This window comes from Scytonema hankhaensis NUACC26 (assembly GCF_045865695.1).
Classification (GTDB): Bacteria; Cyanobacteriota; Cyanobacteriia; order Cyanobacteriales; family Nostocaceae; genus Scytonema.
The window spans coordinates 48,704-73,940 of sequence record NZ_BAACAP010000222.1 but is presented as its reverse complement, the minus strand read 5'-3'; the positions used below and the strand labels follow the sequence as shown (position 1 = coordinate 73,940).

General features: G+C 41.1%; 22 protein-coding genes and 1 tRNA gene. 13 read left to right on the top strand and 10 right to left on the bottom strand.

What is annotated here, in order from left to right; genetic code table 11:
- Positions 1-228 precede the first annotated feature (228 nt).
- Complete coding sequence (sbcC, locus tag ACKTT2_RS31340) at positions 229-3,255, top strand: exonuclease subunit SbcC (protein WP_407894082.1); 3,027 nt, start codon at positions 229-231, stop codon at positions 3,253-3,255.
- 461 nt (positions 3,256-3,716) lie between these two features.
- A complete protein-coding gene (locus tag ACKTT2_RS31335) occupies positions 3,717-4,049 on the top strand; it encodes a hypothetical protein (protein ID WP_407894080.1) in 333 nt (110 codons plus the stop codon).
- Here ACKTT2_RS31335 and ACKTT2_RS31330 read toward each other — a convergent pair.
- The gene (locus ACKTT2_RS31330) at positions 4,028-4,591 is read right to left on the bottom strand and encodes an HD domain-containing protein (RefSeq protein WP_407894078.1); all 564 of its coding nucleotides are present in this window, start codon (positions 4,589-4,591) and stop codon (positions 4,028-4,030) included. The genes ACKTT2_RS31335 and ACKTT2_RS31330 overlap by 22 nt on opposite strands.
- Positions 4,592-4,878: 287 nt before the next feature.
- Between ACKTT2_RS31330 and ACKTT2_RS31325 the strand changes: the two genes are divergently transcribed.
- A complete protein-coding gene (locus tag ACKTT2_RS31325; protein WP_407894076.1) occupies positions 4,879-5,670 on the top strand; it encodes a class I SAM-dependent methyltransferase in 792 nt (263 codons plus the stop codon).
- 238 nt (positions 5,671-5,908) lie between these two features.
- On the opposite strand, the gene ACKTT2_RS31320 is transcribed toward ACKTT2_RS31325, so the two are convergent.
- Positions 5,909-7,552, bottom strand: coding sequence for a purple acid phosphatase family protein (locus tag ACKTT2_RS31320; protein WP_407894074.1), 1,644 nt, complete (start codon positions 7,550-7,552; stop codon positions 5,909-5,911).
- Between the two features lie 481 nt (positions 7,553-8,033).
- Here ACKTT2_RS31320 and ACKTT2_RS31315 point away from each other — a divergent pair, with 481 nt between their 5' ends.
- From ACKTT2_RS31315 to ACKTT2_RS31285, 7 genes are all read left to right on the top strand, one after another.
- Positions 8,034-8,753, top strand: coding sequence for a response regulator (locus ACKTT2_RS31315; protein ID WP_407894072.1), 720 nt, complete (start codon positions 8,034-8,036; stop codon positions 8,751-8,753).
- Positions 8,754-8,766: 13 nt separating this feature from the next.
- Entirely contained in the window at positions 8,767-10,266 is a 1,500-nt protein-coding gene (locus tag ACKTT2_RS31310) for an FAD-dependent oxidoreductase (protein WP_407894071.1), read from the top strand.
- Between the two features lie 420 nt (positions 10,267-10,686).
- On the top strand, positions 10,687-11,094 hold the full coding sequence (locus tag ACKTT2_RS31305; protein WP_407894069.1) for a hypothetical protein: 408 nt from the start codon (positions 10,687-10,689) through the stop codon (positions 11,092-11,094).
- A 392-nt stretch (positions 11,095-11,486) separates the two neighbouring features.
- Positions 11,487-11,669: a CsbD family protein gene (locus tag ACKTT2_RS31300; RefSeq protein WP_407894067.1), complete on the top strand. Its 183-nt coding sequence runs from the start codon at positions 11,487-11,489 to the stop codon at positions 11,667-11,669.
- Positions 11,670-12,067: 398 nt separating this feature from the next.
- On the top strand, positions 12,068-12,208 hold the full coding sequence (locus ACKTT2_RS31295) for a hypothetical protein (protein WP_407894065.1): 141 nt from the start codon (positions 12,068-12,070) through the stop codon (positions 12,206-12,208).
- Positions 12,209-12,348: 140 nt separating this feature from the next.
- Positions 12,349-13,068: a response regulator gene (locus ACKTT2_RS31290; protein ID WP_407894063.1), complete on the top strand. Its 720-nt coding sequence runs from the start codon at positions 12,349-12,351 to the stop codon at positions 13,066-13,068.
- A 52-nt stretch (positions 13,069-13,120) separates the two neighbouring features.
- The gene (locus ACKTT2_RS31285) at positions 13,121-14,731 is read left to right on the top strand and encodes a DUF8082 domain-containing protein (RefSeq protein WP_407894061.1); all 1,611 of its coding nucleotides are present in this window, start codon (positions 13,121-13,123) and stop codon (positions 14,729-14,731) included.
- 8 nt (positions 14,732-14,739) lie between these two features.
- On the opposite strand, the gene ACKTT2_RS31280 is transcribed toward ACKTT2_RS31285, so the two are convergent.
- Positions 14,740-15,657 carry a c-type heme family protein gene (locus tag ACKTT2_RS31280; protein WP_407894059.1) on the bottom strand — a complete coding sequence of 306 codons (918 nt, stop codon included), beginning with the start codon at positions 15,655-15,657 and terminating at the stop codon, positions 14,740-14,742.
- A 227-nt stretch (positions 15,658-15,884) separates the two neighbouring features.
- On the opposite strand from ACKTT2_RS31280, the gene ACKTT2_RS31275 reads away from it, so the two are divergent.
- Positions 15,885-16,346 carry an MFS transporter gene (locus tag ACKTT2_RS31275; protein ID WP_407894139.1) on the top strand — a complete coding sequence of 154 codons (462 nt, stop codon included), beginning with the start codon at positions 15,885-15,887 and terminating at the stop codon, positions 16,344-16,346.
- Between the two features lie 162 nt (positions 16,347-16,508).
- Here the strand turns inward: ACKTT2_RS31275 and ACKTT2_RS31270 are convergent, their stop codons facing one another.
- From ACKTT2_RS31270 to ACKTT2_RS31250, 5 genes are all read right to left on the bottom strand, one after another.
- Positions 16,509-17,375 carry a pentapeptide repeat-containing protein gene (locus ACKTT2_RS31270; RefSeq protein ID WP_407894057.1) on the bottom strand — a complete coding sequence of 289 codons (867 nt, stop codon included), beginning with the start codon at positions 17,373-17,375 and terminating at the stop codon, positions 16,509-16,511.
- Between the two features lie 193 nt (positions 17,376-17,568).
- A tRNA-Pro gene (locus ACKTT2_RS31265) sits at positions 17,569-17,642 on the bottom strand.
- 52 nt (positions 17,643-17,694) lie between these two features.
- A complete protein-coding gene (locus ACKTT2_RS31260; RefSeq protein WP_407894055.1) occupies positions 17,695-18,060 on the bottom strand; it encodes a DUF1818 family protein in 366 nt (121 codons plus the stop codon).
- A gap of 170 nt (positions 18,061-18,230) precedes the next feature.
- Positions 18,231-18,788 carry a hypothetical protein gene (locus tag ACKTT2_RS31255; protein WP_407894137.1) on the bottom strand — a complete coding sequence of 186 codons (558 nt, stop codon included), beginning with the start codon at positions 18,786-18,788 and terminating at the stop codon, positions 18,231-18,233.
- Complete coding sequence (locus ACKTT2_RS31250) at positions 18,788-19,024, bottom strand: DNA-directed RNA polymerase subunit omega (protein ID WP_026134604.1); 237 nt, start codon at positions 19,022-19,024, stop codon at positions 18,788-18,790. The genes ACKTT2_RS31255 and ACKTT2_RS31250 overlap by 1 nt, the downstream gene beginning before the upstream one ends.
- Positions 19,025-19,201: 177 nt before the next feature.
- On the opposite strand from ACKTT2_RS31250, the gene ACKTT2_RS31245 reads away from it, so the two are divergent.
- Complete coding sequence (locus tag ACKTT2_RS31245; protein WP_407894052.1) at positions 19,202-19,624, top strand: fasciclin domain-containing protein; 423 nt, start codon at positions 19,202-19,204, stop codon at positions 19,622-19,624.
- A gap of 158 nt (positions 19,625-19,782) precedes the next feature.
- Here ACKTT2_RS31245 and ACKTT2_RS31240 read toward each other — a convergent pair whose 3' ends face one another.
- Positions 19,783-21,243, bottom strand: coding sequence for a glycoside hydrolase family 13 protein (locus ACKTT2_RS31240; RefSeq protein ID WP_407894050.1), 1,461 nt, complete (start codon positions 21,241-21,243; stop codon positions 19,783-19,785).
- A 1,081-nt stretch (positions 21,244-22,324) separates the two neighbouring features.
- Here ACKTT2_RS31240 and ACKTT2_RS31235 point away from each other — a divergent pair.
- Positions 22,325-22,891: a PEP-CTERM sorting domain-containing protein gene (locus ACKTT2_RS31235; RefSeq protein WP_407894048.1), complete on the top strand. Its 567-nt coding sequence runs from the start codon at positions 22,325-22,327 to the stop codon at positions 22,889-22,891.
- A 126-nt stretch (positions 22,892-23,017) separates the two neighbouring features.
- On the opposite strand, the gene ACKTT2_RS31230 is transcribed toward ACKTT2_RS31235, so the two are convergent.
- Complete coding sequence (locus ACKTT2_RS31230) at positions 23,018-24,742, bottom strand: ShlB/FhaC/HecB family hemolysin secretion/activation protein (protein ID WP_407894135.1); 1,725 nt, start codon at positions 24,740-24,742, stop codon at positions 23,018-23,020.
- Positions 24,743-25,237: the final 495 nt, after the last annotated feature.

The window sequence follows — 25,237 nt, the reverse complement described above, 5'->3', positions numbered from 1 at the left end:
TTATTTGAAAGTCCTTTAAACGACGCAAACGGGCAAGTCCTATACCCAAAATTCTATTAAGATGGCAAAAAGCTTTTGCCCGAACGAAAAAACTGACTCATATTATTGTTAACATTCGTAAATTTGCTTGGTTAGAGACTAGAAACATGATAATAACCTAGTTAAACTAACAAAGAGAGCATCTGTACTGCTTACTTCTTGAAAATAAGGTGTCGCGCTTAAGCCTCAATGATTCCAAGACAACTTACACTTAAAAACTTTCTCAGTTACCGCGATGCCATTCTAGATTTTCGCGGGTTACACACGGCGTGTATTTGTGGTTCTAATGGTGCGGGAAAATCTTCCCTCCTCGAAGCTATCACCTGGGCGATATGGGGTGAGAGCAGAGCGGTATCTGAAGATGATGTTATCCACACGGGGTCTAAAGACGTTAGGGTTGATTTTATCTTTGAAACCAACCAACAAAATTATCGGGTGATTCGTACCCGACAACGAGGTGGAAATAGTGGCTTGGAATTTCAAATAGAAACACCAAATGGCTTTCGTCCGTTGACTGGTAAAGGTTTAAGGGCAACACAGGACATTATTTTAGAACATATTAAGCTAGATTACGATACTTTCATCAACTCAGCTTATCTCCGGCAAGGTCGCGCCGATGAATTCATGCTCAAGCGACCCAACGAACGTAAAGAGATACTGGCAGAGTTGTTAAAACTCAATCAGTATGATGAATTAGAAGAACGGGCAAAAGATTTATCGCGTCAGTTTAAAGCACGGGCTGAGGAATTAGAACGTTGTTTGGAGTCACTAAGAAATCAACTGCTTTCTCGTGAAGCGACAATCCAAAAACAAGCAGAATTAGAAGCTGACATTAACCAGCTACAGCAAGTCCAAGCATTTGATACAATTCAATTGCAAAGTTTGCAGGTTGTTCAACACCAGAGGCAAAACAAAGAACAACAGCTGAACTTTGTCAGGCAACAATACCAAAATCTAACTCAGGATTGCGATCGCCTGCAACAAGACCGTGCTGCTATTAGCGGTCAGTTAGCTGTCTTAGAAAAGTTATTGACTCAAGAAGCTGAGATTAAAGCCGGGTATGGCGAGTATCAAAATTTACAATCTCAAGAAGAAGCGATGGGTACAAGATTTGAAGAATATACTCGCGCTCAACAAGCACGTCAAAAGAACCAACAGCAACTGACAAAACAAATTCACGAACTCGAACGTCAATTGCAACACAGCGAGGCGCAACTGACAGTGTTGCAGCAACAAGAGCAAGATTTGCAACAAATTCTTGGGAAATCAGAGGAAGTAGAAGCGGCTTTGGCACAACTGTCTGCTGCACGCAACCGTCTTGAGGAACTCAATCGACTGCAACTACAAGTATCTCCTCTGCTACAAAAGAGAACTTCCTTACAAACCCAAGTAGATCGAGCGCATGCTGGGTTAGTTGCTCGACTCGAACAAATAGGATCGACGGAAAACCAATTGCAACGAGCCTCTCGGCGACAGCCGCAACTGCAACAAGCAGTGATGGAAGTCGCAATTCAAATTGAGGAGTTAGAAAAAAAGCGGGTTTATTTGCAAAGAGTACAGGAGAAAGGACAGGAAAGACGCCACCTAATAGAACGCCTGCAAGCTCATCAACGAGATCGTGAAAGACTTTTGGGAGAATTACAGCAAAAACTGCAAATGCTCCAAACTCCCAATGCTTTGTGTCCTTTATGCGAGCGTCCTTTGGACGAACATCATTGGAATCGTGTCGTCGATAAAACCAAAGTTGAGTACAAAGATGCTGAGGATGAATTGTGGATAGTCCGAGAACGAATGGCTGTATCGGATAGAGAAATTCAGGTTCTCAGACAGGAATACCGGGATATATCGCAACAATTGTCTCCTTACGATACTTTACGCGAACAAAGAGGACAATTAGCAGCACAATTGCAGGCAACAAGTGACGTCGAAGAACAGCTACAACAAATAGTTGTGGAGAAGCAGCAACTCGAGCAAGCGTTAGAAATCGGTGATTACGCTCACGATTTACAAGCTGAATTGCAACAATTGGAGCAATATTTACAACAGCTCAACTACAGCGAACAAGATCATGCTCTTGCACGTAACGAGGTAGAACGATGGCGATGGGCAGAAATTAAGCTCAGTCAAATAAAAGATGCAGCCAAGCGCCAAGCTCAAATACAGTTACGAAAACCGGAAATTCACAGACAAATTCAAGAGTTGCAAGCTAGAGTTCAACAAGAAGCAACTCACTCTGAGTGTGCTAAACAAATCGCTGCTCTTGAAAAGTATATCGCTGAAATTGGCTATGATACAGATCGGCATAACCAAATTCGCTTGGCAGTACGTAAAACACAACCTTGGCAATTACAGTATCAACATCTCCAAGCCGCACAACAGCAGTACCCGCAACTTCGTGGGAGACTCCAAGAATTCGAGGTTGCTTTACAAGGGAGATTGGCTGAGCGACAAAAACTTTATTCTGAAATAGAAAGTCTCGTTCATCAATTACAAGAAACAGCAAACCCAACAGTTCAAATTCAAGAATTGGAGCAGCAATTGGCTTCTCGTCGGCGTCAACTTGACGAGCAACTCTCGCATTTGGGACGGTTGCAACAGCTAGCCCAGCAACTTGAAGCGCTACAACTTCAGTACGAGCAACAGCAGCAGCAATTGCAAGAAACAAGACAGCAATATCGTATTTATCAGGAATTGGCACAAGCTTTTGGAAAAAATGGTATTCAAGCCTTAATGATTGAGAATGTTTTGCCTCAATTAGAAGCTGAGACAAATCAATTGCTCTCGCGATTGAGTGCTAACCAGTTGCACGTTCAATTTGTGACGCAGAAAGCTGGGCGTAGTGGAAAATCTACAAAGAAAAATGTCAAGCTGATAGATACTTTGGATATTTTGATTGCAGATGCACAAGGAACGCGAGCTTATGAAACTTATTCGGGTGGAGAAGCTTTCAGAATTAATTTTGCTATCCGTTTAGCTTTAGCAAAATTACTGGCGCAACGGGCTGGGGCTTCATTGCAATTGCTGATTGTAGATGAAGGGTTCGGGACTCAGGATTCTGAAGGATGCGAGCGCTTGATTGCTGCGATTAATGCGATCGCTTCTGATTTTGCTTGTATTTTAACTGTCACTCATATGCCTCATCTTAAAGAAGCTTTCCAAGCTCGAATTGAGGTCAGTAAAACTCAACAAGGTTCTCAGTTACATTTGTTAATTTAATCAAGAACCGTAATTTCCGTTATTTCTCTGCCATGAAAAATTTATTATAAAAATACTGCTTATGATTTTGCTAAGGGACTTCCAAATAAAAAAATATTCAACTTTCTCTTGTGGTGCGGGCGTCCCGCCCGCCACCAGTATAAGACGGGCGAAGACGCTCCGCAGTCGCACGCCACTTGCTTCAACGGGGAGAACCCCCGCACGGCGCTGCTCTCCGTCCCACAAGATGGATAATTTATTTCTTGGAAATCCCTAACCTTCTAAAAAGAATTTTTAGAAACTTCTTTTTCTTCAAAATTTTAGAGCATTGGTACATTAATCAGAACAGGGAATAAACAATCTAGCTTTTTCGTTCAGACGCGCCATAGCGTGTCTGAACGTTAATGAAAAACTGGTCTTTGTAAAAAAATACTGGGTTTTGCAAATACTGTACCGCCGCTTCAGAGCTAAATATTAACTGGTTGAAAAAGTACAAACCTAAGCCTGATTCTACCAATTTAGAACAAGTTAAGGGCTTACTAGAAACTTTTTACCATCTTTGTGAAATAGAAGCTTGGGAAAAAGCTAGCAAAATACTTTTTACTGGTCTTAATACTCCTACCCGTCAACCATTACACAATCAATTAAATACTTGGGGTTACTATCAGGAACAAATTTCTATTTACACCCCACAAGGGATCTGTAGGTTGGAACCTACAGATCCCTTGTGGGGTGGGCGTCAAGGCCCGCCTTTCCCTATGAAGAAAAGTTGGGTTTCGTTCCTCAACCCAACCTACTTGATAAACATTTTGTAAGCTTCTATTTTACCAGCCAATCGAGAAGCTAAAAACGGACTTGCATCCTTTAAAGCTTCATAAATTTGAACACCTTCTTCTCGATATCGAATAATTTTGTCTGAAGTCCAATAATGTGGAGGTGCTTGTAAGTTGCTGATTCTATCTACCAACTTTACCATCCATATTTCTGGTGGCTCTTGTTTTATTCTTTTTAAACTATCTTCCATCTGAAGATATTTTGCGATAGTATTGTCTTTGGTTAAGGCAAGTACACCTCGAGCTACCGCTTCACCAAACTCAATGTTGATTTGCTCAAAAGTTGTATCAGTATCTTCAATTGTGTCATGCAAAAGCGCACATTGAATTGCAAGGTCTCCGTTATATTCTTTTTCTACATTTAAAGGTGCAATAACTTCCATGCTGACAAAACTCAAGTGCATGATGTAAGGTATTTTTGAACCGGGCATTTCTTGACCTTGATGTGCTTGTGCAGCAAATTTATAGGCTTTTATATAACTTTCTTGCGACCAGTTTTTGGGTTGGAGTTGATGGTTTTCCATATCTGCTTGCGATCGCCAATATCTTTTATCCTAACTTGATAACAACAGTAAGTAAGTTGTCGCAAATAATCATCACTCATTCGTAGTTGCGCTAAGCGCTAAAGGGCAACTACGAACGGAATTTAAAAATTACATTTCGTTACATAGTTGTATTTTTTTTGCCAACCTACTCTTAGTCCGCATAGGCGGACTTTGTTTGTATAGCCGCGATTTCTAATCGTTAGGGACAAAAGGGTGGTAAAAGCGGATTTAGTATAAATAATAAATCCTAGAGCAGAAAAAACGTTATGTCTACACTACAAGAAATCATAACTTGTCCTTTGTGCCGCAAAACTGCAACCGAAGTTCCACAGCAGTGTAACTTATGTCATAATTCTTTTCAACAAGAATTAGCAAAAATGCCCTCTGTTGTAGATTTGACTTGTAAAACCTTACAAAGACAGACTGAAAACTCCATAACAGAGACAAAACCTTTACGCACAGAATTGTTTCGCTTTCCAATTGTCTCTTTTTTATACGAGCGAATTTTACCCCCTCTTTGGGCAGTAGGATTGCGGAATAGTGGAGGTATAGATGCTGAGTTACGCCTGTGTACGGAATTTTTTGGTCAATCTCCAGGAATTGTAGCAGATGTTAGTTGTGGTACGGGCATCATGGCACGTCGCTTAGCAAAGTGGGGAAAGTGCGAACAAATCTTAGCTCTAGATTACTCAGAAACCATGCTGAGTGAATTGCAACAACAAATGCAATTGGAAGGCATATCACCATCAGAAATTATTATTATCCGCGCCGATGTAGAAGCACTACCGTTAGCACCAAATTCTATAGACGCCATCTATGCTGGGGCTGCAATACATTGTTGGGACGATCCGACGGAAGGGATTCGCAATATTTACCAAGCGTTACGCCCTGGTGGCAAACTCTTAGCAACGACTTTTCTCAAACCATACCCCAGTATCGTGTTTCAGTTCTTTTCTCCAGAAGAATTGCGACATATTGTATCAACAGCAGGTTTTCATTCAGACAGCATACAAGTACAAGCAAGTGGATTTTACGGAATTATTAAGTGTATTAAATAATAAGAACTAGTAGGGCTGACATTGTTAGCCCTGTCAAGGTAGGGAAAAACTTAGGGAAATCAATAGCTCCCTCACCTCTTACCTCTGTGTCCTCTGCGCTTGGTGCGGTTCAATAAATTACTTTTAAGCGTTGCAGATCCCCCCATCTCCCCCCAACCCCAGAGGGGACCCCTAGCCCCCCTTTTTAAGGGGGGCTTTGCGTAAGTCCTAAATTAATGTGGTAGACCACTAGTTATAACTACGATTTTTTTAACTCAAATTCATCAAACTTAATGACCTCTGAATCTGGCTTGGTTGTATCAAACAAGTAACTGCTAACCGTACCTATACCCGTATCAAAGATGCTGAAAACAGTAAAGTCATTGCTTGCAATGTATGGTATCGGATGACCATCTTCCCCTAAAAACGGATGAATTGTTGGGATCGCGGGTTCTAATCCATATGGATCTCCAAGTTCAACATAATCCTCTTGATAACCCACGGGAACTTCTCGCTTGTTATCACCCCAAGCCGCACCGTATGAATTACCAACGTTTGATGTTTCGATAAAATGCATTTTACTGGAACTGACAAAACGGTTCCACAAATGGGAATGCCCGTAAAATACTAACTGTACGTTGGCTGCTTCTAGTAAAGGCATGACATCGCGAATCAGGTAGTCAGCATCTTTGGGGTATTCGTAACGCACTGCTTTAATTTTGCCTTCTGGATCGCGTTCTACGATCTGTACTGGATTGGTGTATGCTGGAACTATATTGCCACCAAGCGTATGAGGCGGATGGTGCAGCATTACTACTTTGTACTTGGCTTGCTGAAATTCAGGGCTATTCAATTCTTGTACGAGCCAATTATACTGCGTGCTGCCTTTTGCGATCGCCTCATAAATATGCTGTCCGTAACCCCAATTCTCCGGGTTGTTTAAATCCTTTTCGCTTTCCTTGTATCTGCTTCTAGCATTTGCGTCTAAATGATAAGTTCGCCACATATTTGTAGCATATAACACCACCAAACGCACATCGCCAAAGCTGACGGCGTAGTAAGTTTTTCCTCCTTCTGAACTTTGCGGTAAGGTAAAAAGTTCTTCGTAAGTATCAGTATTAAAAGAATTGTTTTTTAATGAAAATCTTCCGTATAAACTTTGAGCAATTGAGCGAGGAATTGTCTTATCGAATTCCGTATTTAAACTGTCACGCCCAAAGCGTCCCATCACTTCATGATTTCCAATACAAGTAAACATGGGGGCGTGTTGAATAATTTCGCCTCCTGTATAAAATATTGTAGTCCCATTTTTGCTCATTTCAAACTTGGCACTACCTTGCAAGCAAGGGAAGAACGCACCACCACGATTATCATCAAACCATTCTGAAGCGCGATCTGGAATATTTACTAAATCGCCAGCAAACCAAACTGCATCCACTTGCCCAACAGTTTCTACAACTTTGTGTAAATTTGCTGCTACCATAGGCTTGATTTGATGATCGGAAGTCAGCAAAATTTTCAGAGGCGTTCCTGGCTTTGGGGTAGGTGCAAGGGTAAACACATTGCTACTAATGCTTTCGCCATCTTCCCTAACACTTGTTACCTTATAAGAAATACGTGTGTCAGAAGTTAAATCTGTTACCTCTGCCTCATGACGCCAGATATCCCGCGTAACTGGATACTGATAAATTTGTCCGTCCTGGAATTGGTGTCCGACATATGAATTTTGGTCTTCGCGTACCCGACTGAGTTTAGTAGTGTTAGCAACAGCAGTATGAGCTAGATTCTTACCATAGGCAACTCTATGTTCAGAACCAGCAAATTCAGTAAACCACACAACTCGTACTGAACTTTCGGTTGGGAGTTGCAAGAAAGGATCTGTAAGCAACTGTGGTGGTGACATGATTTTTTTTCCCTCAATAAACCCACGTTAATTAGGGTAATCTATATTGGAGATTGGGTACTGGTCACTGGTCACTGGTCACTGGTCACTGTTCACTGTTTTGTATGCCTTTTGGCATAAATACATTATCCAATATAAGTAGGGAGTAGTTATCGAATGGGTTAATTGTGTGATACATCTAAGCTTTCTCGTGAATGACTTTATCTGCATCAGGTGGACAAACTGTGGCTTTTAGAGACAGTGCCTTGGAGAGATAGACTGAAATAGTTTTAGCCTTTTAAAATACTTTCATAGTAATCCTATTTAATTTATAAACCACAAGCAGGTGGGCAATGCCTACTACTAAAGCTTTTGGTGGGCATGGCCCATTCTACAGTAATGGAGATTTTTATAAATGATTTAGGACTGCTACATTATCACTCGATAAATACAAAAGAGTTGATTTGTGCATCTCTTTATTAAAAGGAATTGAGGCTTTACCATGAATACAATTCGTGTTGTTTTAATTGAAGACCACGAGCTAACTCGGATCGGTATAATTGCTGCTTTGAAGCAACAAAATGGAATTGAAGTGATTGGTGAAGCCAAGGATGCTAGGTCAGGTTTAAAGCTTATGAAATCAACCAGACCAGATGTTGCTATTGTCGATGTGGATCTGCCTGATATGAGTGGTATCGAGTTAATCCAGCACTTCAAAAATTCTGAAGAAGCAGGTGAAATGCCTGAAACCAAGATTTTGATTATGACAATGCAGGATAATGAGGATACCGTACTAGCTGCTTTTGCAGCTGGGGCAGATTCTTACTATATGAAAGATGGCAGCATTGATAAATTGGCTGATGCATTACGGTTAACTTACGAAGGCAATTCTTGGATAGATCCGACTATCGCCCGTATTATCTTGCAACATAGTAATAAAACTTACGTAGAAGCTCACTCAAGTTCTGAAAGTACAACAGTTTCTATCAATGGTTTATCAGCTGAGGAAAGTCAGATTATTCCAAGCTATCCGCTAACGTCTCGCGAATTAGATGTCCTCAAGCTCATCGTAGATGGATGTAGTAATGCAGATATTGCTGAAAAACTTTACATTACGGTAGGTACTGTTAAAACTCACGTCCGCAATCTTCTTAACAAGCTCTGTGTGAGCGATCGCACTCAAGTTGCCGTTCTTGCTTTACGAGCAGGATTGGTTAGATAAAACCCTAAAATCTATGCAGAAAATACTCGGAAAACCTATCTCTTATTGGATAGATTCAACACCTGAAAATTACTTTTCACCACTCGTTAATACTGTAACAGTAGATGTTGCGATCGTTGGAGCAGGTATTGCTGGAATCACTACTGCTACATTATTAAAACGAGCTGGAAAAACAGTTGCTGTAATTGACTCGGCTCGGATTGCAGCAGGTGTAAGCGGTCATACAACGGCTAAAGTTACCTCACTTCATCAATTAATTTATGCAGAATTAATCGAGAAATTTGGTGAGGAAAAAGCAAGAATTTACGCACAGTCGAATCAAGCAGCATTAGAACGTGTTGCTGCTTTTGTTGAAGAAGAACAAATAGATTGTGACTTTAGCCGTCAAAGTGCTTATTCTTTTACAGAATCCCAAGACCAACTCAACAAAATTGAGAAAGAGGTAGAAGCAGCACTCAAATTAGGGCTTCCTGCTTCTTTTGTACGGCAAACTTCCTTACCTTTTCCGATAGCTGGTGCAATTAAATTTGATAACCAAGCACAGTTTCACTCGCGTAAATATTTACTGCACCTTGCTAAGGGTATTACAGGCAATGGGAGCTATGTGTTTGAGAATACGCGAGTGCAAAAGGTGGAAGAAGATAGTCCCTGTCAAGTCATTACCGATAAAGGAACTGTTCGAGCGCAGGATGTTATCATCACCACAAATCTGCCAATCTTAGACCAGGGGTTATTTTTCGCTAAAACTTATCCCAAGCGTTCTTACATTATTGGTGCGCGTATTGAGGCATCCAAAGCACCACAAGGAATGTATATTGGTATTGGTGAATCATATTACTCGATTCGTACTACTCCCGATAGAGATGGTTTACTCCTTCTGATTGGCGGTGGAGGTCATAAAGTCGGTACTGTGACTAACACGGAAGAAAAATACCTGGATTTGGAAGCGTTTGCACGTTCTCGCTTTGGGATTGATTCTTTTGACTACCGTTGGTCAACCCAAGATGCTGTTTCTTTCGATCGCTTGCCTTATATTGGTAAACTGACTCCATTAAATAACCACATTTACGTAGCTACTGGTTTTAGCCTTTGGGGGATGACAAAGGGAACATTATCTGGAATTCTACTTGCAGATAGGATATTGGGTATAGATAATCCTTGGGCTGAACTTTACGATGCAACCCGTGCGACTCCCTTTGTGAGCGTGGAAGGGATTAAGCAGAATCTTGATGTGGGCGTTCATTGGGTCGGCGATCGTATTAAAGGAATTAGCAATTCTTTCGTTGATGTTACCAGTGGTGAAGGAAAAATAGTCACTGTTGATGGTAAGAAGGTAGCAGCTTATAGAGATGAAGCAGGAGAAATTCATGCTGTCTCTGCTGTATGTCCTCATTTAGGTTGTGTTGTTGCTTGGAACAGTGCTGAGAAAAGTTGGGACTGTCCCTGTCATGGTTCCCGTTTCGACTACAACGGAAAAGTATTACATGGACCAACAGTAAAAGATTTACAGTGACCAGTAATCAGTGACCAGTGACCAGTGACCAGTGACCAGTAATCAGTGATCAGTTAATGGTTACTGATTTGTTAAGAAGCTATAAATCGATTGATGGAAAATTTTAAGTAGGGTGGCATTGCCTACCAAAAGCTTTTTATAGGCAATGCTCTACCCTATGTAGAATTAAAAACTTAAATAGGATTCTTATATTTCGATCGGATTTTCATTAAAAAACATATTTATGATAGAAAAATTAATAAAATGTAATAAACGATAATAAAAAATACATCACAGGATAGAAAACAATTAACTTGCTTTAATGGTTCGCACTTCTCAAGATTTTAAGTCTCATGTCTTTAGATACTAGATTTAAATTTATGGAAGATTTAGTTTATTTAGTATAAATGTTGAATCAAAAAGTTTGTGAGGACATAATATATGGCTAATGAAAAGAATAATAAAGCGGTAGATAGCTCTCAGAGAGCTGAAGTGGATACATACGATCGAGGTATTGTACCTGCTGAGACTGCAGCTCGCAAAGAAAGAGAGGGAGAACTATACAAAACAACTCCTAACGAACAGAGAGAAGCAAGCGCACCTACTGACGACCAAACACAATCTTCTAGCGTACACACTACAGATGGTTACACAGTAGACAAAGAAGGTTTGCTAAATAATTACGCTGTAGAACCAGAAATGTACTATGAAGTTCCTGGTGATGCGAAACAAGAAGCAGCAGAAGATACCGCTCATCGTGCAGAAGAACTACAAGAAGTGAATGAAGATAAAGAAGGTCAGTTAACAATGGATGATGACAAACGTGGCAGAGGACCAGGAGCTGTTTAATCTTATTATTTAAGTTTTTGGTTACATAGGTACTGTAAGATGATTGGGATAACAACCCAATCATCATTTTTTTTACTCTCTTTCCGTCAGAAGATTACCTAAACACGTAGGGGAGCCACCCGAAGAGCGCGTCTTTCTATCTACCTTTAGGTAGAAACACACTTATCTTAGGAAGTAAAAAATCTGAGAGTTAGTGTCTATCTGATAGCTAAAATATAAAATCTTGTAGACGACCTAAATAACATAAATAATCAGTAGAGTGGACAAAATATTAGCGCTCAAAAATGAACTTAGGATAGACTCAAACAACAATCTTTGTCGCATAAGATAAATATAGATAAAGAATAATCAACTAACAAATTCGAGCAATAAATCGAAAATAAGGAGTCAATATGAGTATCGAGAATAGAGTAGAAGCAACTGCTAAAAATATAGAAGGTAAGATTCAAGAGGTTGTGGGTGAAATTACTGGAAACCCCAACGACAAAGCTGAAGGCAAAGCAAAGCAAGCTGAAGCTCAAGTTCGTCATAGCGTAGAAAACTTGAAAGATGACGTCAAAAGAGCGATCGACTAACTAAAATAGCATAGGCTTACACTAATATCCCCGACTTCTTTAAGAAGTCGGGGATATTTTAGTAAAAAGCTTGAGCATTTATCAGTAAATATTTAGATATTATTTAAATCGCTCTATAGGAATCCTATTTTAGTTTTGAAATATAGCAATTTTCACTTGAATAAAGTACAGATTTATCTGCTACGAGCTGCGTTCATCAGCGGTTCCATAACTTTTTTATGTACTGCACCCAATTGAAAAGCGCTATATAAGTAGTAGGGTGAGCATTGCCCACCAAATGTATTGTTGATGGGCAATGCTCACCCTACAGTACTTAAATTTTTGCACAAATCATTTATGAGTCTATATCCGTTGCTCCGTTGTGCGGGATATATTCAAAAATCAGTGAGTTGTCAAAAATGCCATTAAGAACTATAATCGATTTTTTTAAAGAGATTGCGATCGCAGGACTGAAACTCTCCCTGCTTCAAAACGAATACTTGGTTAGTAACGAGCGATCGCTTTGTCAAAAACAGGGTATGTTGTATGGTCAGAAATAATTTATCATCCCACATTCCATGCCATATCCCTATTTGTAGTAATTTTTCAGGCTTTAGGGGGATGAAGTTTGGTGACATCTTTCTTTTTGTAGAAAATCTTTATTAGAATATCCATGTATAATGGGTAGAGGTCATTGGCTATGAGTGAAATTAAGGTCGTCGTCATTGAAGACCACAACCTTACCCGGATAGGTTTACGGGCTGCTTTACAAACTCAAGCAGAAATAAAGATTGTTGGCGAGGCTTCTAATGCAAGGGAAGGGCTGCACCTTTTGAAAACCTTGCACCCGGATGTTGCCACCATTGACATCGGGTTGCCTGATATGGATGGAATAGAACTAACACGTCAGTTTAGGCAATATCAAGCTCAGACACAAGACTACACAACAAAACTGCTGATTCTTACAATGCAAAACAGTGACGAAGCTGTTTTAGCAGCTTTTGCAGCAGGAGCAGATTCTTATTGTATGAAGGATATTGCTACAGAGAAACTGGTAGAAGCAGTAAAAACAATTCATACAGGTAGTTCTTGGATTGACCCAACAATTGCAGATATTGTCTTGCAACAAATAAGACATGATTTTCCCGATGGCAATGGAGGAACGACAGGCAAACGAGTCATGATTAATGCTGTAGATCCAGAAGTTGAGAAAACGTTGGAAACTTATCCACTCACCGAGCGGGAAATGGATGTTTTAGAATTGATCGTTTCTGGATGCGACAATGCAGAAATTGCCCAAAAGCTTCACCTAACAATTGGGACTGTAAAAACCCATGTTAGAAGTATTTTGAGCAAACTTTGTGTAGCCGATCGCACTCAAGCTGCTGTCCGTGCTTTACGTGCGGGTTTAGTACAATGAAATCTTGCTAAAATTGGTGAGGTTAATCATTTGCGATCGCAAATTGAGAAAAATGCCTCCGCCAACGCTTAAGGCTGTCGTTATCAACTTGGGAGATGGAGATCTAAACAGTGGCTTTCCTAGAGTAACCGTTCAATTGTGGGTATCGGGCTATTCTCGACCCCAGCAATTTATTGGTAGCTTACCCGCAGCGCCAATTTTGGCAGAACTCTACAGCAACTGGCAATTAATTTACAAACACCTTTGCAATCGGATGGCGAGTATGAAGGACATCCGCAGACAGTCCGTCGCCCAATTAGTAGAGGTGGATGTGGATGATGAGCTAGAAATTGAACTAGAAGGCATTACCAATATTTCGCAGGATAGCTTTAATCAAGTTTGTTATCAACTAGAACAGAACATAAATGCGTGGCTTCACTCACCAGGGTTTCTGAATGTCGATCGCCAAGTGCGAGCGCGACTGGACTCCTCGTCAGAAATCCATGTCATGATTGAAACCAACAATGACTTATTGCGTCACTTACCCTGGCATTGTTGGCAGTTTTTTGGCGACTATCCCCAAGCAGAACCAGCACTGAGTCAACCTGAGTACCAGCGTGAAGGACAGGCTAAGCGAGAGACAACAAAAGTTAGACTCTTGGCGATTTTAGGTAGTAGCAAAGGAATAGATTTAAAGGCGGAACAAAGATTTCTTCAAGATTTACAAGAGGCAAAAACCGAGTTTCTTGTAAACCCTTCCTACGAACAATTAAACCAGCAACTTCGCAATACTCAAGGCTGGGATATTCTCTTTTTTGCAGGTCACAGTCAAACAGAAGGCGAAACAGGTAGAATTTATCTCAACGAAAATCCCACCAATAACAGTTTGACAATTGAACAGTTGCAAGAAGCTCTTAAGGTAGCCATTGCCAATGGGTTGAAACTGGCAATTTTCAATTCCTGTGATGGCTTAGGCTTAGCAAATTCTTTAGAAAAACTACATATTCCTACCGTTATTGTCATGCGAGAACCCGTACCCAACCGGGTAGCACAAGAATTTTTTAGACACTTTCTCTCTGCTTTTGCATTCGAGCGTTTGTCTTTATATAGAGCCGTGAGGTACGCCCGTCAGGAATTAAAAAGGTTGGAAGCAGATTTTCCTGGCGCTTCTTGGTTACCTACCATCTGTCAAAATCCTGCTGTCGAACCTCCTATTTGGCTTAATATAGCCGAACCTTTGCATTTTGTATTGACTTCATCCCAAATCTATGAATTGGAAAAGGTTTTACTCGATCTTATTGGACCGATTGCTCCAATTCTGCTACAAAATGTGTTGGCACAGGTGGGGAATCGAAGGGAATTAATCGAGCAATTGAAGCGTCATCTGTCTCCATCTCAACAAGAGAAATTTCAGCAACAAGTCAATTTGGAGTTAACACAGCCGCTTTTGAAACTGGAAGATAGGGTAGAAATGTTAATAGACCAATATCAGGTATTGGATGAAAATTTTATTCGTCAGTGCGAGCAAGCGTTAACCCAAGCGATCGGACCAATTGCTCATATTCTCATTCAACAAACTCTTAGCTCTGGAGAGCACTCTCGCGTAACTTTTGTTGAAAGCCTAGCTGCTAAACTTCCAAATCCTCAACTAGCATTGGCTTTCAAACAGCAGGTACTGGGGTAATTAACGGATTAAGTTTTCTGTTGCTTTAGCAAATCCATAGCAATCAACAGACTGGATCTCATGCGTTCAAAAGCGATCGCTAGTAAGCCAATTTCATCTTTTGATTTTTCTTCAAAGTTAGCATTTATCTCACCTGTACTGACAGCATTAGCCGTTTTTGCAATGTTTTTAATTCGTTGGATAACGACTTTCTTTAATAAAAAATTTATCAACAATATGACAGCAAAAAAGATAGTTATGATAACGAGCATAATTGAGAAGAAAGCCCGCCGAGTTTCATCAAAGACCTTTTCTGAAGGTACATAGACCATTTGAGCCGCAATCACCTCATTAAGCTGCCAACCAAACCCGTGTTCTCCATAGGTGGCTAATAAACTTTTTGGTGCAATGTCTGGACGAGAATGGCACTCAAGACAGCGCTTTTCTTCTATTTTAAATGGATGAGCTGTATAAAACTTTTTCCCCTCTGGTGTAGAGCGAAAACCGGAAAGTTTCTTAATTTCTGGTTGTTGGCGAAAACGTTCTACCAATGCAGTTTCAAAACTATCGGCTTGGTCTCTGGGATTAGTAGGATTGAGAGCTGCGTCTTTATAGAAGAAGTCTTGATATTTGGAATTTTTGCGTAAGTATTCCGAAACCTCTCGTACTGAAAAGGTTGGAATTGCTTCGGGAATGAAGGTTGAAGCAGTTTCTATTTGAGGTTTGAGCAGTGGATTGACACGATCTTGGGTATAATGCCGCAATGAGTTCATCGTCTGCATGAGCAAATCTGCCTGAATGCTAATCTCATACTCTGCTCTCTGTTGCAGAACAGTGGATAGCATCAAGCTGCTAAGAAGAATACCGACGAAGAAAGCAAGGATTAATAAAGAGTTAAATTTAGCCCCAATCTTGGCATTTAGCACGTGAGCGTTGAATTTAGCCATGCCTATGTATAATATCTTTTCAGCGATAAATTTTTTCCCTACTATAGCTAATCCTATCTCACTCCACTGCCCCTAAAGCTTTGAGTGTAGCTTTCTGCGCTCCAGTTAATCCTGTAACGCCCGTAATGTTCATACCGTCGTATAGCCGAGCGGCTATCAATGTTTGTTTACACCCACCAGTTTTGACATCCCAAAGCTTAATCGTCTCATCTTGGCTACCACTAGCTATGGCGTGTTTTCAAACTCGTTGTATCCTGAAAAAGGAGGCGATCGCAGCTTCACAGGTAGGAAGACTAGCAAAAAGATTTTCAGAAACAACTTTAATTAGAGCATCTTTTGTCTTCTATGCTATAGCTTTATTCAGCATAAACTTTGTATCTCATCTCTGGTTACTCTTAATCCAAACCGCGATCTTTGGAATTGGCTTTGGTATTTGTTCGCCAATTATCTTATCACTTGTAACAGCACGAGCAGCCACAGAATACCGAACTACCGTCATTTCCGTCAATGGGGCGTTCTGCAATCTAGGACGAATCGTAGAACCGTTGTTGATGGGAGTTGCCTTTAGCTTTAGCGGAACTCATGGTGTCTTTTATACTGGTGTGGGAATTGCGATCGCCCTTGGCGCAAGCTGTACCCTGCTTATCGCAACTCTTGTGATTTTTCCGTCTTGCATCCGCACGCAATAAGACTATCAAGTATAATTTTTTTAGGGTTATTAGGTCTAATGAGAATTTAAATGCAAAATGCATCGAAGAAACCTCCAGCGTAATGTACTGGAGGTTTTTGGTTTTTGTCGCACTTGTCTCTATTTATATAAAACCAATTGGTAGAAGTGCGACATCTTGGATCTATTTGGATAACTCTGGAGGCAAACCCAATTGTTTACGAAATTCCTCATTGTATTTTGCTTTCTCCCAATTTTTGGCTTGTTTAACTTGTTCAGGAGTTAAGTTTTCGACAAAACGGAGGTCGGCACCACTGAGGTTGGCTTGCCAGAGGTAGGCATCACTAAGGTTGGCACCCTCGAAGTAGGCATCACTGAGGTTGGTATCAATGAGGAAGGTATCACTGAGGTTAGCATTACCGAGGTTGGCATTACTGAGGTTGGCACCGTTAAGGTGGGCTTCTGTGAGGTTGGCATCATTGAAGTTGGCACCACTGAGGTTGGCATTGTTAAGGACGGCACCACTGAGATTGGCACGCCAGAGGTTGACACCACTGAGGTTGGCACCATAGAGGTTAGTGCAGATGCTTTCTACACTAAAGTTTTTTATGGTATGGTTGCAGCCAAGTTCGATCCGATTAAGGTTACTACCTTTAACATTTATTTCAGAAAGACTAAATTCCTCTTTTCTTAATCTTTCTAACGCTAATCTGACCACACCTGATTGTTGGTCTTTTCCATCTTTAACTACGTTCCACGCCTCATAGATTGATTTTTCTCTACGCTCGCCAAATTCAATCAAAAAGACTAACATTACAATCAAAAAGCCAACTTTTTCAAGGATGCGGAATAAGTCAGCCTTGTCAACTAAGCTAGCCAATGGTTCTATCAGCCGTTTTTCTACCATTTTTAATGGGGCTAAGGTAGCAGCGACAAGTTTTTGCTTCAATGTTGGACGATCTGGTGGTACGTAACGCCCGGATCTTCTAAGGTGAAGAAGATCTTCTTCTGAGTAAGGGCGGCGTTTCTTCCGTTGCGGTTTCTCTGGCATCTATCCACCTTCAGAAATTTAAGGACGCCATCGCATTCCGTTTCTGTTCGTCACTCACATCCTTGAAAATTCTCGACAGAAACACTTCCGTAGTGTTTTCTTTGCCTTGTACCTTCTTGAAATTCCATACGGAATCCATACACGATTAAAACCAAAAAACGGTGTTATCAGTACTGATTTAGCCTTAAATCAATCGGAGCGGCGGGATTCGAACCCACGACCTCCACTACCCCAAAGTGGCGCGCTACCAAGCTGCGCTACGCCCCGTAGTCAACCTCTCAATATTAGCAATTAAAATTGAAATAATCAAGAGGTCAGTTTAAAAAACCTCAAGCATTCGAGTTGCTTGCAATAAACCCGGAACGGAGGAAGCTTCCCATTTGCCTTCCACCCCACGTCCCGTGTTGAGAATCAAGCGCAGACTGTAGGCATAAGGATAGCCTTCCACTTCCATCCATATGCGATCGCTTTCAGCTTCACAAGCAATTTTTTCCTCATCCATTAATTCATTTGCAATTTGTTGCATACTATCCGCTAGCTGAGTGAGTAACCGACAAAAATCATTCAACTCAGCTTCTGTTAATTCAATCGCCCAGTCATCTGTACCGACTAAGCCTTTAAATTCTGGTGCAGTTGGATTCCACCCAATACGCCAACCCAATCCGCTTTTTAGAACTCGTTGCATTTTTGCTAATGGCTAATGGTATTTGAACAATGAACCACGAGCAATTACTCCGCTTCGTGCTAGAAGCTTATCTATCAGCCTAGATCGAGCAATGCTCACCATTTAATTTTGGTGGGCAATGCCCACCCTACTAATTGCTTGAGGTATTTTAACAACTGGCTATTAGCAAATTACTTGAGTAGTTGAGCATCACCTGGTTGAGGAGGTCGCGAACGGGTTGGTGCTGATTCTCTTGGCTGCGATGGATTATCTGGGGGAGCAGGTGTACTTTCGGTCTTTGGACTGAAAACATTAACCAAAGCTTGTACCAATGCATCTCGTTGACGGCGGTTCAGACGTGCGATCGCTGCTCGATCTCCATCCAGAGGATTTTGCCGCAAAGTATCATTCCCTGGATACACCCCTTCATACATCACCTCATTTGCACCCAAGTAGTCAGCTAAAGTTAGCTTCCAATCCAAGCGAAAATTCGCAGGACGTGATTTCACGTAAACGTGATACGCTATGAGGCGGCTAACCAGGGTATTATTTTCTGCTTTTTTTCCACTTTCTTTGCTGATGTACTGATTTTCCCGTGGAAAGTTAGGCAATTGTTCGTAAACTAACCGCCAAGCATCACCAGTGCTGATTCTTTGAGCAGACACTGGTTGCAAACCCAAGCTTAAACTCAGAAGAATAACACTCACCAGTGCAGCGAACCCTAACCCTCGACTTCTCCCAACAGACATCATACTTCGCCGATAATTTCTGGTTGAGTCAGTTCATCAGACATCTCAATAATTGCCCGAAGTACTGGTTTCATCATGGCATCATCCGCACTGTCAAAGTCCTCATACCGCCGACGCTTAGCGCGATTTGCCACTTGAACTGTAATGCGGTAGCGATTTGAAGCTGCACTGATGAGTTCTTCAGCACGGTACATAATCTGAGATTGAGTTGTCTCAAATTTGGAACGCTTTAACATAATTACTGTTTTTTTGGAAGTCATGTATCTAAGTCTAGCAGTCGCAATTGAAGTTATTAGCGAAATAATGATAGCTGATTTTTCCGCAATCTCCCCCCTTGATAGAGGCTGAGACATTTTTACCGCTATATAAATAATTTGTAACATTACGCTAACAAATTTAAGTTAAAGCGTCTTATGGCTAACCTTGTTGAAACTGCTATCCAAGCCGGAAATTTCAGTACATTGGTAAAAGCTGTTGAAGCAGCTGGACTCGTTGAAACTCTTTCTAGTCCCGGACCCTTCACAGTATTTGCGCCCACGGATGAAGCATTTGCCAAGTTACCACAAGGAACTTTAGATTCACTGCTTCAAGATACCCACAAACTTAAGAGAATTTTAGCTTATCATGTCGCCAATGGCGATGTCAGGTCTGATGACTTGATTCAAATTGACCATGCAGAAACATTGGAAGGGTCAATTGTAGGAATCCAGTCAGCTGGTGGTAAAGTTACAGTGAATGACGCCAATGTTGTTAAAACTGACATTCTTACTGATAATGGAGTCATTCACATTATTGATGCAGTGTTGATTCCTGCATTGGTTGCAAGCGAATCATAAGCGATTTCCAAGAAATAAATTATGCATCTTCTGTGATGCTTATTGGATGCTTGTGGGATGGGCTTCTAGCCCGTCCTATATTAATGGCGGGCTAGAAGCCCGCACCACAAGACATTTTGATGATTTTATGTAAAAACTTCTAAGCAATTCATTAATGACTAACTACCGAGAATGCAACCGGAACGTGCTGGAAGATTTAAGATAAGCTGCTTAGTTTCGCCTTCTACATTCCATTCAAACTCAGCACTGCCATAAAGAAGCTTATTCGGTTGACTGCTCAAACTGCTAGTATCTACATTACCTTTTGTTGGTGCAGTCCCCGCATTAACCGCAACAATCAATTCTTCAGTTCCTAGAATCCGTGCAAAAATGTAAAGTTCTCCTTGTGCATAAAGAACTCTGTATTCACCAGTACGCAAGCTGGGATAAGAGTGACGCAATGCTATCAGTTCCCGATGCGTTTGGAGAATTTCTCTGTCCCAACTTGCTTCTAAAGGAAAACCTCGGCGAGAGTCTGGATCTATAGCCCCAGGTAAACCAACTTCGTCACCGTAGTAAATACTGGGCGCACCAGGAAAGGTGAGTAAGAGTAAAGTTGCTAATTCAACGCTTGGTTTATCTCCTCCCGCAATCGTTAGCAATCGTGCTGTGTCGTGACTGGCTAACAAATTCAATTGAGTAAGTGCAATTTCCCAAGGATAAAGCTGTAGGAGGTGTTCCATTTTTTCACCATACTCTTTCGCAAACAAGGGTGGATGGGGTTCGTAAGAACGCCCTTGCACTTGTTCTAAGACTACGCGATCGCCTGCCGTAAACGCAATGGTTGGTCCTGCAAACAAATAATTCATCACCCCATCAAATTGGGTTCCATCCAACCATTCACGAGCATCATACCAGACTTCACCAACAATATAGGCATCGGGATTGATTGCTTTGACGCGATCGCGGAATTCTTGCCAAAAGCCAGGAGTTTTTACCTCAAATGGTACATCCAACCGCCAACCGTCCATACCAAATTTTAGCCAATATTCAGCAATTTCCATAATATATTCCCGCACTTCCGGGTTATCATGGTTGAATACTGGCAAAGCACGATTATCCGCCCAACCTTCATAGTTAGCAGGATATTCGCCATTGTAGGGAGAAACAGGCCAATTATGGATTTTGAACCAATCCACCCAAGGGGAATGAGGACCATTTTCCAAAACATCGTGGAAAAAGAAAAAGCCACGGCTAGAGTGATTGAACACCCCATCCAACACGACTTTAATGTTACGCTGATGGGCGGCGTCTAACAATTCCTTGAAAGCAGGGTTACCCCCCAACATGGGGTCTACCTGATAATAATCGTGAGTATGGTAGCGGTGATTGCTTGCAGATTGAAAGATAGGAGTGAAGTAAATGGCATTAATTCCCAGATTCTGTAGATAGTCTAACTGTTCCATCACGCCCCATAGATCTCCTCCCTTGTAACCTTGGAGTGTTGGCATAGCTTCCCAATCTTCCCAACTAGCACTCCGTAACAGTCGTTTGCGGAGTTGTTTGCTTTTTGCAAAACGATCTGGAAAGATTTGATAGAAAACAGCGTGTTTAACCCAATCTGGTGTTTGAATCTGCATAGTTACTCTGTATCCCTTCAACGCAATCGTTACAGATCCCCGGTACTTGTGACTCACACTTTTGGTAGAAAGTGTTCGGAGTTAGTGGTTAGTTGTTAGTTGTTAGTAACCCAAGTTGCTAGTTATTGATTCAGAGATGATTTATAAAGTAAACATTAAGACCTTGTAGGTTGGGTTTCGTTCCTCAAACGCCACGTCACTCAACTCTGGGAACCCCCGCACGTGAGTTCACACCTTCGTTAATACTTTTAACAACCTTTGCAATCGTTACTTTTTCTTTGCTCCTGTTTTAATCGACTCCATCTTTGATAAAGATGGTATTGCTTAGGAGCAGACTTAAGTAAGTCAGCACAATTAAAGTTCACTAGTGAGGAGCGTCATTAGTCATTGGTAAGGATTTCAGGTGTGTTTACCTGCTTGTAATGTAGTTCTGTTTATTTCCGCCTAGCTACTTAAACCTATAGGAATGCAGCATAAGTAGATCGTCACAAAGGGCGCTAACTAATCAGTCCTCGTCATTTGTCATTTATCATTTGTCAAAAGTAAGGGTTTTAGCGTGTTTACATATTTTTACATAGTTCGGTTTTTTCTCACCTACCTACTTACCTCACGAGCGTCTAAAATCTATTCTAAGTCACACTCTACAAAACTTTATAATCGATTATGCGATTGGCATGAGAAGTGCTTGCTGATGGAGCGATTGCTCAGGCTATGTAAAAGTTTTAGCATCTTCTATTGAATTTACTCTTTCCAAGGTGACTTAAGAGGGTTATCAACTACTTTAAAGTTTTTGTGAAGCCAGTAAAGAAGACAACAAAAAGTTTAGTGAATCTACTATGATACGGGTGATTTATAAGGATGCTGTGGTGAGAGGAAATTAGTAGGGAAACCATGCATATCCAGCTATCTCCACAAAATCAACCTAGTTTTATTAAACGAGCGCTCAGTTTTCTTGCTGCCTGAGCGGGGGAAATTTTGTGCTGACGATCGCCAATTAAATCCCTTGCTTCCATCCCGTGCATCTTCAAGTTCAATCGGCTTGCTTTGATGATAGTAGTTCTAATCAGGAGTCCATTCTATCATGAAAACCAAAAAGTTCGCACTCTCGACTATTGTGGCACTAGCTACCTTGGCTGGTACTGGAACGGCTGCACAAGCAGTCTCGCTCGTCAATCAAGCCTTAGACGTTCTCGAATCGCCTCCTTTAGGTGAACCAGTCTTCACTTTCACCGAGCTAGGAGATACGTCCCTGCCATATGTTAGTCCTATTCTCACGACGGGATCTGGACCAGCACTTAGCATTAACAATAACCTGAACAACTTGGATGTCTCTGTCGGTGATATTGTGTATCGTCTGTTAAGCCCTGATGCTCAGTTTAGCACTGTTACTTCAAACCTTTACAAGGTGACGCTATCTGAAAACAACTCCGTTGCAACATTCACAGGCGCACGTGTCAACCCTGGTGAAGTGTTCCGCATTGAGCGCTTGATCAGCGATGGATCGCCTGTCGATTTTATCTTAAGATTATCTACCGCCAATGAAACGAACACGGCTGCTGTTCCCGAACCGACCACAATTGCAGGTCTAGCGCTCGCAGGTGCCGGGGGTGCCTACATCCGTTGGCGCAAACAGCAAGCCGCAAAGTAAACAGCAAGCCGAGATCTCCGACTTCTGAGTTGCGACCCCGATTCTAGGGACGATCCACATCAAGCAGTCGGATATCTGGTTAATGGTAGCTACAAATAACTACCAACTACTAACTACTAACACGCATCAAAACGGCTGATACCGCAGAGAAAAGTAAAGCCCCTTATCTTGCAGTGAGTCTCCTTGATTATCAATGTCTATTAAAGGGACTCCATAGTCCAAACGTAAATACAAAGTTCGAGAAGGTTGCCAAATTAACCCTAAACCCAAACTAGCAATTGTCTGTGGATCGGGATTCTCTGCTCGATTGTTCCAAGTTGTACCAATATCGAAAAAGGGTGCTAACTGCAATGCAGTGTAGCTAGATATTGGGGGAAAGCGAACTTCTAGCGAACCTGTTACACCATTATCTGTAACAAGTTGGTTCTGACGATATCCGCGTACTGTGTCGAATCCACCAATACTGAATTTTTCTAGAGAGAGTAATGAGTCTCCTGTTAATTGTGCGTTCAGTCGTGCCAGTAGTAAAGCTTTTGGTGATAACCTCTGTACCCATTGAAACTGTCCTAACCAGGAAAAGAATTGTCCATCAGTACCCGTATCGTTATTTGTGGCATCAAAAGCATTGATACCTAAGCTAAACTGAGAACGTGCAGCTAACACTCTATTAGCGTTACGATTTACCCAATCTTGAGAAAACCGAACGACTGTCACTTTTGATTTGCCATTTTCAGGTCCTTCTGAAAAGGAATAGGGAAGATCGTCAAGTATAAAAGTTTGATTTCGACGCAAGTCTAAGGATAAACCAAGGGCAAATTCGGAAGTTGGAGTTCTGTATAAAGGTTGACGAATACTAAGGGAGTAGGTCTGTGTTTTACTCTTAATATCTAGTTCTTCAAATGGATCTTCAATAATACGACTATCAGTATTGCTATATCGAAATCCTATAGTACCATTTAGTGAGTTAATAGGGACAGTGTAGTTAATGTCGTACAGATTAAGTCCTTCTGTTCTACCGTATTCGGCATTGAAGCGATCGCCAAAACCGAGTACATTATCATGAGTAATGAAAACGCCTCCTTGTAGGGAACCAATACTAGGGGACTGAGTGTTATCTATAGAGACTCCGGCGTGAAAGGCTTGTGCTTCTTGTATTTGTACTTGTAATATATTTCGACCGGGCGTACTACCAGCTGTTAGCTCTGCATTCACCCGACTGATGAGAGGATCGAGTTGTAGAAGTTGTAGTGCTTCTTCCAAACGTTTCTGATTTAAAGGTTTTGAGGTAGCTCTTCGCAAACGCGATCGCACGTACCCTCTTTGTAACCTGTTTAATCCACTCAGTTCAATATTCTCTAACTCTCCCTCAACAACTTGAATTTTTATCGTTCCACTACTAATATCTTGATTGTTTGGCAAAAATGCTCCACTAGTAACGTAACCATTTTTTAGATACAGTTGAGTAATTTCAGAACGCAATTGAAGCAATTCTTCAAAAGTTACTTCTCCCTTCTTTTCCAAAGGCTCGATTAATTTTTGAATCTTGTCTTGCAAAACCGTACTTCCTCGTACCTCTATTTTCTTAATTAGAATGCGAGTTCCTTGCCTAAATGTAGAATCAGGTGATTCTGTAGTGGGAGGAGTTTCAAGACTAGGTTTTGGTGGTTCTGCTGGAGGTTCTTGAGGAAGAGGGTTTGGTGATTCGTTTGGTTGAGGAGTGATGCGCTCAATTGTGTCAGGTGTTTCTGGAGGAATTGTTACTCCTGGCGGCGGTGCAGATTGAGCAAATGCAGTGGAAGATAAGCAAACAAGAGTGGAAAGAATTACGGTAACATTCGTTACCAAATTTATAGATCTGCAACAGCTAGCGCTGATAATACGCTGTTTTCGTTTTGGCGTTAGGGGTATAACAATATTCTTCAACAGTAGACTCTCCTGTATGACTAACAACACTCTCAAGCCAAAAAATAGCTATGCTAAAAGACAGGCAATTAAAAGCTTGCGATTCTGCAAGCTATATATTGAAATCAATAATACTTGTTATTGATTTAGCGTATTTTGAAACTAGTATTTTTACTGATATTCAAATGGAAAATATCACATTAGGTTTTTTTTTGCAAGTCAATTATCTGATAGTGGCATAACAAATACTCAAGAACCTTTTTTTGAACTGCTCGTTGTCATTACTAGAATAAGGAAAGTAACTGGATAGTACATTCACTATTTCTGCTGAAGCGGTTGCAACTTAAGGAAGAAGAGATTGCAGGAAACTGTAAAATCAGTTTGGTAAATTAAATAAATCTTAGTTAAACAAAAGTATTGGCTCGGCAGTCAATACCTGACGGT